This window comes from Halobacillus sp. A1-3, assembly GCF_050971765.1.
GTDB classification, from domain to species: Bacteria; Bacillota; Bacilli; order Bacillales; family Halobacillaceae; genus Halobacillus; species Halobacillus mangrovi_B.
In genome coordinates this window covers 100,616-114,250 of record NZ_JBPCEO010000004.1, presented here as the reverse complement: position 1 = coordinate 114,250, position 13,635 = coordinate 100,616, and the positions used below count along the sequence as shown (strand labels likewise).

Sequence of the window (13,635 nt, the reverse complement as noted above, 5' to 3'; positions counted from 1 at the left end):
TTAAGAAATGAAATTAATGAGATGGAGGATAGGAAGAATGAAAATTAAACTATCAAAACGGTCGAGCACTCCTCCATGACCAGGTAAAATTTTCCCTGAATCCTTCACAGCATAATGTCTCTTGAATGCCGACTCGACCAAATCTCCAATTTGCCCAGCAATTGAAACCAAAATCGTTACTAGAAGCACGATCAGCATGGAATGACTTAAAGGGGCAACCAACTGAAAGATAATGGCTACCACACATGCCAGCACAATTCCTCCTACAGATCCCTCAATGGTTTTTTTAGGACTGATTTGAGGCCATAATTTATGTTTTCCTAGAGCTCTTCCGAAAAGATAGGCACCTGTGTCGGTAGCCCACACTACGAAAAGAGCGAAAAACAAGTATTTAAGACCTTGTTCAGCTACTCGGGTTTCGATTAAATAGTGAAAACCCATCCCAATATAGATCGTAGATATTAGTAAAAAACCGGCATCATCGAAAGTGAAGCGGTTCTTAACAAGAACGGTGTAACTGAGCAATACTAGTACAGCCAGCAATGTGATTTCGGACTTAGTAATCAAATTTTCAGTTACTATGCCATACTCTGCGAGGTCTTTGTATGGAAACATCAAGGCCCACATAAGTAAAAGGCCTAGACCTGAAGCTACAGAATAACGTGAGATTTTTTTCATTCTAACCAATTCTAATAGAGCAATACTCGCAATTACGTAAACGAAGAGCTTAAAAAACCACCCTCCAGATACAATAATAGGTATAAAAATTAATGCCGCTACTACGGCGGTTATTGTCCTTTGTTTCATATCCTTTCACCCTTACACTCCACCATAACGTCGTTTACGGTTTTGATAGTCGTACAGTGCTTTCTCAAAAAGACCTTCGTCGAAATCCGGCCAGTATACTTCCGTGAACCAAAATTCGGCATAGGCCAGCTGCCATAGCAAAAAATTACTCAGGCGTTGTTCACCACTTGTCCGAATCAACAAATCCGGCTCGATAAGATCTTTCGTATAGAGCTCTGATGAAAAAAGATCTTCATTAATTTCCTCTGGATTGAGTTCACCCTGTTTGACTTTTGAGGCTATTTGCTTCACTGCATTGACCATTTCAAAGCGACTTCCATAGTTCAAAGCAAAATTTAAAACAAGACCATCGTTATCTCTTGTTCGTTCAATAGCTTCATTTACTGCTTTTTGAGTGTGCTGTGGCAGCACTTCAAAATCTCCGATGGTTTGCACTTGAACATTTTTTTCAATGAGTTCTGGCAAATATGTATTTAAAAAATCGACAGGCAGCTTCATTAAAAAGTCTACCTCATTTTTTGGACGTTTCCAATTTTCTGTTGAGAAAGCATACAAAGTGAGAACTTTTAGTCCTATATCTGATGCGTGTCTCACGACTTTTTTGACAACACTCATGCCTTCTTTATGACCTGCGATCCTTGGCATCCCACGATTTTTTGCCCATCGTCCATTTCCGTCCATAATAATCGCTACGTGTTCTGGCAGATGATTAAAATCTAGGCCTAGAGGCTGCGATGATGTCTGTTTTTTGTTTTTAGTAAATGGAAACTTGATTGGCATGTTCAATCCTCCAGTCCGTTTCTTCCATCTTTCTATTATATACTATAATCCTACAACATGCCCACACCTACATAAAGAGGTAAATATGATTACGAAAAGCATAGTAAATTTTGGCAAACCTGCCACCTGCAGGCCCAAATAATGTCCGATGTGTGACTCTTTTTCAATAGTTGGAACAATAGAGTCTAAAAGATTGAGAAAGGTTAAAACTCTTGAATACAACTCGCAAATAAAAAGCCGCGCTGCCAAACATCTACAGCGCGGCTTTATACACCTTATGGCATATCGTTCTTCTTCGTATTACACTTCCATTATTTCTTCTTCTTTTGCTTTAGCAAGCTTGTCGATCTTATCCACATGCTCATCTGTAGCCTTTTGAACGTCTTCAAGATAAGACTTCAAATCATCTTCCGTCATTTCCCCGTTTTTTTCTAGTTTTTTTAGACGATCATTAGAATCACGACGGATGTTACGAACTTGAACTTTAGCTTCTTCAGAATAACGGCCAACTACTTTAGAAAGGTCTTTACGACGTTCTTCAGTCAACGCAGGGATGTTTATACGCACTACATTTCCATCGCTGGATGGTGAAAGACCTAAATCAGCCTTTTGAATGGCTTTCTCGATCTCAGCGATCGCAGATTTATCATATGGCGTGATGACAAGTAGACGAGGTTCAGGAGCCCCTACTTGCGCAAGCTGATTGAGAGGTGTAGCAGCACCATAATAATCCACATAAACATTATCCAAAATAGAAGGATTAGCGCGACCTGCTCTTACAGTAGCAAGCTGACGAGAAAAAGCTTGAACAGCTTGTTCCATTTGTTGTTTTGTTTCATTAATCACGGCATCAGACATGATTATTTCCCCCTTACAATGGTTCCAATATTTTCGCCCATTACGGCCTTTTTGATATTACCTTCTTCTGTAATAGAGAATACCAATAAATCAATGTCGTTGTCCATACATAATGAAGATGCAGTTGAATCCATGACACCTAATCCTTCATTTAAAACTTCCATGTAGGAAAGTTGGTCATATTTCTTAGCGTCTTCATTGATCTTAGGATCATCCGTATAAACACCATCCACATTGTTTTTCGCCATAAGAATGACATCGGCTTCTATTTCAGCCGCTCTCAGTGCAGCAGTTGTATCTGTAGAGAAATACGGATTCCCCGTACCCGCTGCGAAGATAACAACGCGTTTCTTTTCTAAATGGCGAATAGCTTTCCTACGAATGTATGGTTCTGCTACTTGTCTCATCTCTATAGAGGTTTGAACACGGGTTGGAATGCCCTGGTTTTCTAAACTGTCCTGGAGTGCCAGAGAGTTCATTACGGTAGCTAACATTCCCATATAATCGGCGTTAGCCCGATCCATTCCCATTTCGCTTCCAACTTTTCCTCGCCAAATATTGCCGCCTCCGACAACTACGGCAACTTCAACACCGAGTTCGGCAACTTCTTTTACTTGGCGTGAAACAGATTGGATAATACTTGGTTCTAGTCCGAAACCAGCTTCACCACTTAAGGCTTCACCACTTAGTTTCAGTACAATTCGACGATAGCGAGCAGTAGTCATAGTAACCTCCCGTGTGTTTGCTGTGTAGTCCTGCTACTAGTTGTAAAGTGTGCTATGTAGCATCATTTTTGAAAATAGGGAACACGCACGTGGTGTCCCCTATACCAAACCATCATTATTTTTTAACTTGGTTCATTACTTCATCAGCGAAGTTTTCTTCACGTTTTTCCATGCCTTCGCCAACTTCGAAACGGCTGAATCCAGTGATTGTTCCACCTTTAGACTCAACGAATTTCTTCACTTTTTGGTCTGGGTCTTTTACGAAACTTTGTTGCAGCAAGCAAACTTCTTCGTAAAACTTATTCATACGACCTTCTACCATTTTTTCAACGATGTTTTCAGGTTTTCCTTCATTCATCGCTTGAGTCTTAAGCATTTCGCGCTCTGCGTTTGCTTCTTCTTCAGGAATTTCATCACTAGATACATATCGAGGGTTAACGGCTGCTACGTGCATAGCAACATCTTTAGCTGCTTGCTCGTCAGTAGAACCTTCTAGTACTGTAAGGACTCCGATGTTACCACCCATGTGAAGGTAAGCACCAAAAGCGTCGTTGTCTGTTTTCTCTTTGATTACGAAGCGGCGAAGAGAAATTTTCTCTCCGATTTTCGCGACGATGTCTGTGATATAGCTGCTTAGAACTTCGCCTTCGCCATGAAGTTTTTGTTCAAGCGCTTCTTCAACAGTTGCTGGTTTCTGGGAAACAAGATGCTCACCCAACTCTTTAAGAAGTGCTTTAAACTGATCGTTCTTTGTAACGAAGTCAGTTTCACAGTTCACTTCAAAAAGTACAGCTGTGTTACCGGAGATTTCAATTGCAGCAGAACCTTCCGCAGCAATACGGTCAGCTTTCTTCTGTGCTTTAGAGATTCCTTTCTCACGAAGCCAGTCAACAGCTTTTTCCATGTCTCCATCAGTTTCAGTCAGTGCTTTTTTACAGTCCATCATTCCAGCACCAGTTTTTTCACGAAGTTCTTTTACCATTTTAGCGTTTACAGCCATTTTAAAGCCTCCTTGTTAAATAAACGAATGTGTGAAGATTAGCCCAAAGAGAACAGGAGAAGCAGTTCTCTGAAAGCTTTTCGTTTTTAAAAAAGGTGATAAAAGGTATACCCCCTTATCACCTTTAAAAGTCATCTTACTCAGTAGCAGCCTCTACTTCAGCTTCTTCAGTTGTTTCAGTTTCTTCACCTTGTTTTGCTTCAAGTACAGCGTCTGCCATTTTAGATGTTAACAATTTAACAGCACGGATTGCATCGTCGTTCGCTGGGATCACATAATCGATTTCATCAGGATCACAGTTTGTATCGACGATTCCTACTACTGGAATGTTTAGTTTGTGTGCTTCAGCAATTGCAATGCGCTCTTTACGAGGGTCAATGACAAACATTGCATCTGGAAGAGTATTCATTTCTTTGATTCCGCCTAGGAATTTAACAAGACGATCTTTTTCTTTAAGCATGTCGACAACTTCTTTTTTAGGAAGTACGTCGAAAGTACCGTCTTCTTCCATGCGCTCAATATCTTTTAGACGATTGATACGCTTACGGATCGTTTCAAAGTTAGTAAGTGTTCCACCCAACCAACGCTGGTTGATGTAGTACATGCCACAACGAGTAGCTTCATCACGGACAGTGTCCTGTGCTTGCTTCTTCGTTCCTACAAAAAGAATGTTACCGCCGTTTGCAGCGACATCTTTCACGTAGTTAAAGGCTTCATCAACCTTTTTAACTGTTTTTTGAAGGTCGATGATGTAAATTCCGTTACGCTCTGTGAAGATATACTTCTTCATCTTCGGATTCCAGCGACGGGTTTGGTGTCCAAAGTGAACACCAGCTTCTAATAGCTGTTTCATAGAAATTACAGACATTATAGTTCCTCCTGTTTGGTTTATTTTAGTATCCTCCGCCCTTATCATTTTCCTCTACAAACTCTTTACTAGAGCAACCTATAGAAGAATCCAAAGGCGTGTGTATTGACACCGACAGTAAATATACCATAACCATGCGCTTCATTCAAGTTCTTTCACTATTTTTTTGAGTTAAATTTAAGAAGTAGTTCCACCTCTGTTTTTTCTTTGTCTAGTTCTCTTACAATTTTTTCAATAGATAATCCGTTTTTTCATAATTAATTTTTTTGAATGCAATAAAATTTGTTACATCTGAACGATTTCTTTAAGAGAGGTTTTCAGCTTAAAAATAGCTTTTGCGTGAATTTGAGAAATTCGTGATGTCGTAAAATCCAATATTTGGCCGATCTCCGTAAGGGTGAGTTCTTCATCGTAAAATAATCTGATTACCATTTGTTCCTTATCGTTCAACTTCTGTATTTGCGAGGCAAGTTCCTCAAAGTTTTCCTTTTTAATTACTGCGTCAGCAGGTGTAGGGGTTTGATAATCAGGGAGGGAATAACCGATCCCTTCTTTATGGTCGTCTCTCCCGTCTTTTGATTTATCTTCCATAGATAACACCTTAGCGAATAAAGAATCTTTAACCACTTCTTCCACTTCTTCTTTTTCTACATTTAGATAATGTGCGATTTCTGAAGATGTTGGTGGCCTTTGTAACTGCTGTTCTAGCCGTAGAGCAGATTGTTCTATTTTCTTAGATTTGTCTCTTACCGAGCGAGGGAGCCAGTCTTCCTTTCGTAACCCATCTATAATGGTGCCCTTTATTCTAAAAGAAGCGTAGGTATCAAACTTCAGATCTCTATCTAAATCAAACTTTTTCAGTGCATCGAATAAACCAAGCATACCAAGGCTTCTTACATCATCTTTACTCACACTTTTAGGTAGATGGGCAGATATCCTCTGTACATGATAGCTTACCAGATAGTCATAACACTGAATCAATTGGTTTGCTGCTTCACTGTCTTGACTGGCCGTCCATAGCTTCCACAATTGTTTTTCCTGAGGAGATAAAGAAATTGCCATAAGCCCCCCCTGCATAATAGTATTTTTTATTTCATTGCTAATCTCTAAGTTAAAATAGTGATCTGACATTAACATTCATAGACCATTCTTTTCTTAGACAAGTGATGGATATGTAAAAAATTTGTCTTTCATAAATGCCCCCTAAAAACGCTCGACTTAAGAGAATAGTATAGATATGAAATAGCTGAGAATTAAATTTGTATTCTTAGTATTTCTTTAAAAGCTTCAAACACTTCATTTTGTATCTCAACAGTAGCCTTCATAGTTATGCTCGCTTTTTGTGAGAGAATCATCAAATTATGTAAATTACCGACCTCATGCCATTTCTTGAGTCATGTTTAGGTTTATTTTGATGCTTTTATAATTTATTAAGCTTTTCAGCAAATTTTAGTTAGGCATTACCAGGGGAACATGATATTGATTATTAGATGTGGGGAAGTTTGCAGAAATTGCTCGCTGGATTCACATTCGTATTAACTTCAGGTATTGTTCATTCTCCTGTTTTTTATCTACCAATTTCCAAAGCTTTCATCAGATACTCTTTGAAGCGGTCAATCAAGTTAAATTCGCCTTGTAAGTCAAGTTGCAATCATCTGATCGACTATTTCCTGTAGCGGGTCGAGATTGGGCGCTTTTCCATAACCTTCTACGTTTGTATCTAATGAGAAGGATTGAAGACTAGCTTAAATGGCTTTTTACCTTCAACAATTTTCACAGCCTTTACTCCACTCGAGGAAGTAGAAATAGAGTCGAATGAAGATATGATTTGAAAGATTTAGCCTCTGATCGGCACACAACCATTTTCCTCCTAAAGGTTCCCATTCTCTTTTTTCGTTAAGTAAATGCCTGTGGTGAGTTTTCATTGGCTATATTAGAAGATGCTACATCCATTCTCACTCTGTGCAATAAGCACCCCTTTTATCAAAGATATCTGACTGCAAAATTTCCCGTTCATTCGATCCTCAAACCAGCGTGGGAACGTAGTGCTGACCAATGACATATTCCCCCCTTCTTTTCGACAATTTTCCAGTCTAGCAAAATTAATTGTAAAAAAATTTGTATACATCTGTCTACTTTAACTCCTGTATTTTTACGATTACATTATAAAGAGTCCTAAAGAGCTAGGACATTCTTCTTTATTACTTTACTTGTTTTACCATTATTCGAATTTGCATTATTGCATAGCTTTCCCCTAGAGTTTTCAGGATTAAGTAGGTTATAGGTTATATAATTGGATATGATAAGTTTTACTTGTTTCATGGATAATACAACAAACAAAGAGCCGCTGCGATATTCTCATCACAGCGGCTCTTTGTTTGTTGTATTATTTAGTTCGTACGGAGCTTTTGCAGCTCAAGTAAAAAGTTATTATTAAGGACTTTGATGTAAGTACCTTTCATGCCAAGTGATCGTGATTCGATTACTCCAGCACTTTCAAGTTTTCTCAAGGCATTAACGATTACAGAACGAGTGATTCCTACACGGTCTGCGACTTTACTTGCAACAAGCAAACCTTCATTGCCTTCAAGCTCTTCGAATATGTGCTCGATCGCTTCTAATTCACTGTAAGAAAGCGAACTGATCGCCATCTGAACAACTGCTTTACTGCGTGCTTCCTGTTCAATTTCTTCAGTTTTCTCGTGAAGAATTTCCATTCCAACAACCGTAGCACCATATTCAGCTAGCAGTAGATCGTCGTCATTGAAACTACTATCCAGACGACTAAGAATCAATGTTCCTAGTCGCTGCCCGCCTCCAATGATTGGAACGATCGTAGTAAGTCCATTCTCAAATAATTCACGGTTTTCAACAGGAAATGCGGTATATTCACTGTTGATGTCAATATCCGGCGTAGTTTCCTTAATATTGAAAAGGTTCTCGGTATATTCTTGAGGGAATTGACGCTCAGATAGCATCGCTTTCATACGCTCATTTTCAATTTCCTGATTGATAGCAAATCCTAATAGTTTTCCTCTGCGGCTTAATACGAAAGTGTTTGCTTCGATCACGTCACGAAGTGTAGCTGACATATCGTTAAAGTCGACTGATTTCCCCGTAGTTTTTTGAAGCATTGCGTTAATTCTTCTTGTTCGATCCAACAATTTCATGTGTGTTTCCTCCTTTTGATTATAAAATGAATCTACTTAGATCTTTATTTTTTACAATAGAAGATAGTTTGCTGTCTACGTATTGCGGTGTTATTTCTATTTTTTCCATCATGACATCAGGTGCTTCAAAGGAGAGGTCTTCCAAAAGCTTTTCTAATATCGTGTGTAAACGTCTTGCTCCGATATTGTCTGTTTCCTGATTCACTTCCTGAGCAATTTCTGCGAGTCTAGTAATAGCATCGTCAGAAAATTCCACCTTTATACCTTCAACTTCAAGAAGTGCCTTATATTGCTTTAAAAGGGCGTTAGAAGGCTCTACTAAAATGTTTCTGAAATCATCTACAGTGAGCTTATTCAATTCTACTCTAATCGGAAAACGACCTTGCAGTTCAGGAATTAAATCCGAAGGCTTTGCCATATGAAAAGCACCTGCAGCAATGAATAGAATATGATCGGTAGAAACAGGCCCGTATTTTGTAACTACTGTTGATCCTTCAACGATCGGCAAGATATCACGCTGAACGCCTTCACGTGAAACATTCGCCTGGTTGTCACCTTTTGCAGCAACTTTATCGATCTCGTCAATAAAGATCATGCCGGCCTGTTCTACTTTTTCAACAGCCTCCTGGCCTACTTCATCCATATCGACAAGTTTGCTCGCCTCTTCCTGGGTTAATACTTTACGTGCTTCAGAAACGGGTAATCTTCGCTTTTTTTTCTTTTTAGGCATGAACTGACTGAATGCATCTTGCATGTTCATTCCCATTTGTTCCATTCCTGAACCCTGGAGCATGTCAAACATCGATGACTGTGACTCTTCTACTTCAATGGTCACCATTCGGTCTTCTAGTTCACCCATATCCAATTGATGTCGGATACGGCTTCTCTTTGTTTCTAATTCTGCTTCCTCGTTATCTTGTTTTGGTTCATTATCTTGCTGTGCCCCCTGATTAAAAAACATTTCAAGAGGGTTTTTAAAGTTATTTGCCTGCTTTTTCTTTGAAGGAACTAATAGTTTTACAAGCCGCTTATTTGCTTGTTCTTGTGCTCGATCTTTCACAGACTCCATTTTTTCTTCTTTTACCATTCTGACGGCCATTTCAACGAGATCACGCACCATAGACTCTACATCACGTCCTACATAGCCGACTTCAGTAAATTTGGTAGCCTCAACCTTAACAAAAGGTGCACCGACCAATTTTGCCAGCCTACGTGCAATTTCTGTTTTACCTACACCAGTTGGCCCCATCATAAGAATATTTTTTGGAACTATTTCATCTCTGATTTCATCCTGCAGCTGCATACGTCTGTATCGATTTCTAAGCGCAATCGCTACCGATCTTTTCGCACTGTTTTGACCGATAATATATTGATCTAGTTTCTCTACAATTTGCTTCGGTGTTAAGTTCAGTGACATAAAAACGCCCTCCTTATTCGAGAACCTCTAGAATGATTTGGTCATTTGTAAATACACAAATCTCTCCTGCAATCTCTAACGCTGCTTTTGCAATCTGTTCAGCTGTCTGTTCTGGAGAATATCTCTTCAACGCTCTTCCAGCACTTAAGGCGAAATTCCCTCCTGAACCGATTGCGAGAATTCCATCATCCGGTTCTATCACTTCCCCAGTACCGGAAACTAAAAACATTTTCTCATTATTCATGACAATCAACATCGCTTCTAATTTACGAAGAACACGATCACTGCGCCATTCTTTAGCCAGTTCAACTGATGCTCTCGCAAGATTTCCATCAAACGTTTCCAGTTTACCTTCAAACTTTTCAAACAGGGTGAATGCATCGGCAACAGAACCTGCAAATCCAGCCAGTATTTGACCATTGAAGAGCCGGCGGACTTTCTGTGCTTTATGCTTCATGACAACCTGGTTTCCAAGAGTCACCTGGCCGTCACCACTCATGGCGCTTTGGCCATTGTGTTGTACAGCAAAAATAGTTGTTGCATGAAATTGTTGTTCCATCATTTCACCTCATTTATTAGCTCTTGGATGGCTATTCATATAGACATTCCGGAGCCGATCTTTGGTAACGTGTGTATAGACTTGTGTCGATGAAAGGTGTTCATGACCCAGCAATTCTTGAACAGAACGAAGATCAGCACCTGCGTTCAGTAAATGGGTCGCAAACGAGTGTCTAAGTTTATGCGGATGGATATCCACTGTCAAGGCAGCTTCTTTTACCATCTTATCTAGAATTAACCGTACGCCTCTGGCTGTTAGAGGCCCACCTCTTGCGTTTAAGAAAAGATTAGCTGTCTGCTGTTTGCTTTTTGCTGCAAGCTGCTTCCTACCTTGCTCTATATATCTAGATAACGCCCGGGAAGCGAATTGACCGAAAGGTACATACCTTTCTTTTCGCCCCTTTCCATGCACAAGCAGAGTTGTTAAAGAAAAATCAATGTCCCCAAGCTCTATTTTTGTGCACTCACTTACCCGGATTCCTGTCCCGTAAAGCAATTCGATAATTGCTTGATTTCTCTGACCTAGAGGATCAGATAAATCGCTGACTGTAAAAAGTTGCTTTATCTCTTCTTCATAGAAAAAATCAGGGATCATCCGGCTCTCTTTAGGGAGTGAAACATTCACAAAGGGATTAGACTTGATGATTTCTTCTCGATCTAAGAACCTAAAAAAGCTTCGAAGGCTGGAAACCTTTCTAGATACCGTTCTTCTAGAAAGCTCCGCTTCATACAAACGAGATAAAAAGATACGAATCGTAGAGTATTCACACTCGGTAATGGATAACCCTTCGGCATTTAAAAAATCACTAAATACTTCAATATCCTTCTTATAGTTTTCAACAGTCAAAGGAGAAGCATTTTTTTCTATTTTTAGATATTCGATAAACGATTGCTGAAGTGCTGCCAATTGTTTTTCCATGTTTCACCTCACAAAGGCGTTTAAATTTTATCACATTTCAGATTCGTACGACAATGAATTTAATTAAAATGTAACAAAATTCTGAATTGTTTCCAAGCGTAAACATTAATCATGTAATGTTTTTATTCTCTATTGAGTATTTACAAACTATTTGTTTCAATTTCATTTCCATGAACTGTCAAGTATGTAGACTTACCAAAGCGTAATTATAGCGGTCTTGTCGAAATGTGTCAATTCATATCTATTCATCATAAAAGGAGCCACTGACTATTAGGTTAGTCAGTGGCTCCTTCTTTTATAACTACAGATTACGATTGAGGTTCTTCTTTGTAATCGCAATTGGTACATTGAATCTGTGTCCCTTTTTTGGACTTTTTCTCAACAAGTAAAGATTCACATTTCGGACAAGGACGACTGATTGGTTTGTCCCATGAAATGAAATCACATTCAGGATATCGCTCGCATCCGAAGAACTTGCGATTTTTCTTACTTTTTCTTTCAACTACTTCGCCCTCATTACACTTCGGACAAGTGACCCCTACTTTCTTCAAGATCGGTTTTGTATTTCTACAGTCGGGGAAATTCGAGCATGCAAGGAATTTGCCGTAGCGCCCCATTTTATAGACCATCTCATGGCCGCATTTTTCACAATCAATCCCTGCAGGCTCATCCTTAATTTCAATTTCTTCCATCTCTTTCTCCGCTTTCGATAAGCGTGGTTCAAAATCTTTATAAAAGTCGCTGATAATTGAAACCCATTCTTCTTTCCCTTCTTCAATAGCATCAAGGTCGTCTTCCATTTCTTTCGTAAAGTCAACATCTATAATCTCTGGGAAATAGTCTTTCAGCTGTTCTAATACTATTTCTCCCAGCTCCGTTGGAACGAAACGCTTATTGTCTAGAGCTACATATCCTCGTCGCTGAATGGTGTCCAGCGTAGGAGCATATGTGGATGGACGGCCAATGCCTAACTCTTCCAGTGTTTTTACAAGTCTGGCCTCTGTATATCTTGGAGGCGGCTGAGTAAAGTGCTGATTTGGTTTGATTTCTTCAGCCTTAACCTTCATGCCTTCTTCTAAATGAGGCAGAAGCTTGTCTTTTTCTTTTTTATTGTCATCTCTACCTTCAATATACACTTTCATGAACCCTTTAAATTTTACTTCAGAGCCAGTAGCTCGGAATTCTACCCCCTCGTTATACAAATGAACGGTCATTGTATCAAGGACAGCTGGTGCCATCTGACTTGCAATGAATCGGTCCCAAACCAGTTTGTATAAACGATACTGGTCCCTTGATAGTATGCTCTTCATCGCTTTAGGATCTCTCTCAGCACCTGTTGGACGAATCGCTTCGTGAGCATCCTGAGCTCCTTCTTGTTTCTTAGCATCTTTCCTGAAGCCTAAATACTCTTTACCGAAATTATTTTCGATATACTGTTTTGCATCTGCTTTAGCAGAATTAGATAAACGTGTAGAGTCTGTACGCATATACGTAATCAAACCGGTAATCCCTTGTTTTCCACCTAAATCGATTCCCTCGTAAAGCTGCTGAGCAATCATCATGGTTTTCTTAGCCCTGAAGTTCAGCTTTCGAGCAGCTTCCTGCTGTAAAGATGAAGTTGTAAAAGGTAAGGAAGGATTTCGTTTTCTTTCCCGTTTGTTCACTTTATCTACAGAGAATTCTTTTCCTTTCATACGTTGTTGGATAGCTTTGACGTCATCCTCTGTCTTAAGATCCTGCTTTTTACCCTCAACGCCATAAAAAGAGCCTTCGAACTTCTCTTTATCCTTTAGAAAATCAGCTTCAATTGTCCAATACTCTTCTGGTACGAAATTTTTGATTTCGTTTTCACGATCAATGATGATCTTAACAGCCACCGATTGGACACGACCAGCTGATAATCCTTTTTTAACTTTTTTCCATAGAATTGGACTGATGTTGTAACCGACAAGACGGTCCAACACACGCCGTGCCTGTTGGGCATCTACGAGATTTGAATTAATTTTCCTTGGCTGTTTGAAAGAATTCTTGATGGCTTCTTTCGTAATTTCATTAAAAACAACACGACATTCGGAACGATCGTCTATATCAAGACTGTGTGCCAAATGCCAGGCGATCGCCTCCCCTTCCCTATCGGGGTCGGCCGCGAGATAAACGCGTTTGGCTTTTTTAGCTGCAGTTTTTAATTCTTTTAATACGGGTCCTTTTCCTCGGATCGTAATATACTTCGGTTCAAATTCTTTTTCAACATCGACACCCATTTGACTTTTTGGCAAGTCACGGACATGTCCTAGTGATGCTTTCACTTTATATTTTTTTCCAAGATATCGTTCGATCGTTTTTGCTTTCGCAGGAGATTCGACGATTACAAGATAATCTGCCATGTAGGTTCCTCCCATAGAGGTTGTTTTCTTTTTTATATCATTACCTTCATAAAATAAATCTTCCCTATTATTAAATACAATGAAACCGTTTGTCAAACATCATAACTACATTGTTGCGGGTATTTTTTCCAATTACTAATCTAGACTTT

12 protein-coding genes and 1 pseudogene are annotated in these 13,635 nt (G+C 39.4%); all 13 read right to left on the bottom strand.

Features of this window, described 5'->3' with window-relative positions; all coding sequences use genetic code 11:
• Entirely contained in the window at positions 1–807 is an 807-nt protein-coding gene (locus tag ACRYKC_RS08415; protein WP_433806292.1) for a phosphatidate cytidylyltransferase, read from the bottom strand.
• A 12-nt stretch (positions 808–819) separates the two neighbouring features.
• A complete protein-coding gene (gene uppS / locus ACRYKC_RS08410) occupies positions 820–1,587 on the bottom strand; it encodes an undecaprenyl pyrophosphate synthase (protein ID WP_433806291.1) in 768 nt (255 codons plus the stop codon).
• A gap of 300 nt (positions 1,588–1,887) precedes the next feature.
• Entirely contained in the window at positions 1,888–2,445 is a 558-nt protein-coding gene (gene frr / locus ACRYKC_RS08405) for a ribosome recycling factor (protein WP_433806290.1), read from the bottom strand.
• Between the two features lie 2 nt (positions 2,446–2,447).
• The gene (gene pyrH / locus ACRYKC_RS08400) at positions 2,448–3,170 is read right to left on the bottom strand and encodes a UMP kinase (protein ID WP_433806289.1); all 723 of its coding nucleotides are present in this window, start codon (positions 3,168–3,170) and stop codon (positions 2,448–2,450) included.
• A gap of 115 nt (positions 3,171–3,285) precedes the next feature.
• Positions 3,286–4,170 carry a translation elongation factor Ts gene (tsf, locus tag ACRYKC_RS08395; RefSeq protein ID WP_433806288.1) on the bottom strand — a complete coding sequence of 295 codons (885 nt, stop codon included), beginning with the start codon at positions 4,168–4,170 and terminating at the stop codon, positions 3,286–3,288.
• 136 nt (positions 4,171–4,306) lie between these two features.
• Positions 4,307–5,038 (bottom strand): 30S ribosomal protein S2, encoded by a 732-nt coding sequence (gene rpsB / locus ACRYKC_RS08390; protein ID WP_433806287.1) that lies wholly within the window; start codon positions 5,036–5,038, stop codon positions 4,307–4,309.
• A 285-nt stretch (positions 5,039–5,323) separates the two neighbouring features.
• Positions 5,324–6,100: a FliA/WhiG family RNA polymerase sigma factor gene (locus tag ACRYKC_RS08385; protein WP_433806286.1), complete on the bottom strand. Its 777-nt coding sequence runs from the start codon at positions 6,098–6,100 to the stop codon at positions 5,324–5,326.
• A gap of 191 nt (positions 6,101–6,291) precedes the next feature.
• A pseudogene (fliE, locus tag ACRYKC_RS08380) lies at positions 6,292–6,399 on the bottom strand (flagellar hook-basal body complex protein FliE); the annotation flags it as partial.
• 1,029 nt (positions 6,400–7,428) lie between these two features.
• Entirely contained in the window at positions 7,429–8,208 is a 780-nt protein-coding gene (gene codY, locus ACRYKC_RS08375) for a GTP-sensing pleiotropic transcriptional regulator CodY (RefSeq protein ID WP_433806285.1), read from the bottom strand.
• Between the two features lie 19 nt (positions 8,209–8,227).
• A complete protein-coding gene (hslU, locus tag ACRYKC_RS08370; RefSeq protein WP_433806284.1) occupies positions 8,228–9,625 on the bottom strand; it encodes an ATP-dependent protease ATPase subunit HslU in 1,398 nt (465 codons plus the stop codon).
• A gap of 13 nt (positions 9,626–9,638) precedes the next feature.
• The gene (gene hslV / locus ACRYKC_RS08365) at positions 9,639–10,184 is read right to left on the bottom strand and encodes an ATP-dependent protease subunit HslV (RefSeq protein WP_433806283.1); all 546 of its coding nucleotides are present in this window, start codon (positions 10,182–10,184) and stop codon (positions 9,639–9,641) included.
• A gap of 9 nt (positions 10,185–10,193) precedes the next feature.
• On the bottom strand, positions 10,194–11,102 hold the full coding sequence (gene xerC / locus ACRYKC_RS08360) for a tyrosine recombinase XerC (protein WP_433806282.1): 909 nt from the start codon (positions 11,100–11,102) through the stop codon (positions 10,194–10,196).
• Positions 11,103–11,410: 308 nt separating this feature from the next.
• Entirely contained in the window at positions 11,411–13,486 is a 2,076-nt protein-coding gene (gene topA / locus ACRYKC_RS08355; protein ID WP_433806281.1) for a type I DNA topoisomerase, read from the bottom strand.
• Between the last annotated feature and the right edge of the window lie 149 nt (positions 13,487–13,635).

Bases quoted from the DNA above. Each gene is read 5' to 3' on its own strand.
- xerC (WP_433806282.1), bottom strand. From the start codon at position 11,102: ATGGAAAAACAATTGGCAGCACTTCAGCAATCGTTTATCGAATATCTA.
- tsf (WP_433806288.1), bottom strand. From the start codon at position 4,170: ATGGCTGTAAACGCTAAAATGGTAAAAGAACTTCGTGAAAAAACTGGT.
- codY (WP_433806285.1), bottom strand. From the start codon at position 8,208: ATGAAATTGTTGGATCGAACAAGAAGAATTAACGCAATGCTTCAAAAA.
- ACRYKC_RS08385 (WP_433806286.1), bottom strand. From the start codon at position 6,100: ATGGCAATTTCTTTATCTCCTCAGGAAAAACAATTGTGGAAGCTATGG.
- hslU (WP_433806284.1), bottom strand. From the start codon at position 9,625: ATGTCACTGAACTTAACACCGAAGCAAATTGTAGAGAAACTAGATCAA.
- hslV (WP_433806283.1), bottom strand. From the start codon at position 10,184: ATGGAACAACAATTTCATGCAACAACTATTTTTGCTGTACAACACAAT.
- frr (WP_433806290.1), bottom strand. From the start codon at position 2,445: ATGTCTGATGCCGTGATTAATGAAACAAAACAACAAATGGAACAAGCT.
- pyrH (WP_433806289.1), bottom strand. From the start codon at position 3,170: ATGACTACTGCTCGCTATCGTCGAATTGTACTGAAACTAAGTGGTGAA.
- topA (WP_433806281.1), bottom strand. From the start codon at position 13,486: ATGGCAGATTATCTTGTAATCGTCGAATCTCCTGCGAAAGCAAAAACG.
- ACRYKC_RS08415 (WP_433806292.1), bottom strand. From the start codon at position 807: ATGAAACAAAGGACAATAACCGCCGTAGTAGCGGCATTAATTTTTATA.
- uppS (WP_433806291.1), bottom strand. From the start codon at position 1,587: ATGCCAATCAAGTTTCCATTTACTAAAAACAAAAAACAGACATCATCG.
- rpsB (WP_433806287.1), bottom strand. From the start codon at position 5,038: ATGTCTGTAATTTCTATGAAACAGCTATTAGAAGCTGGTGTTCACTTT.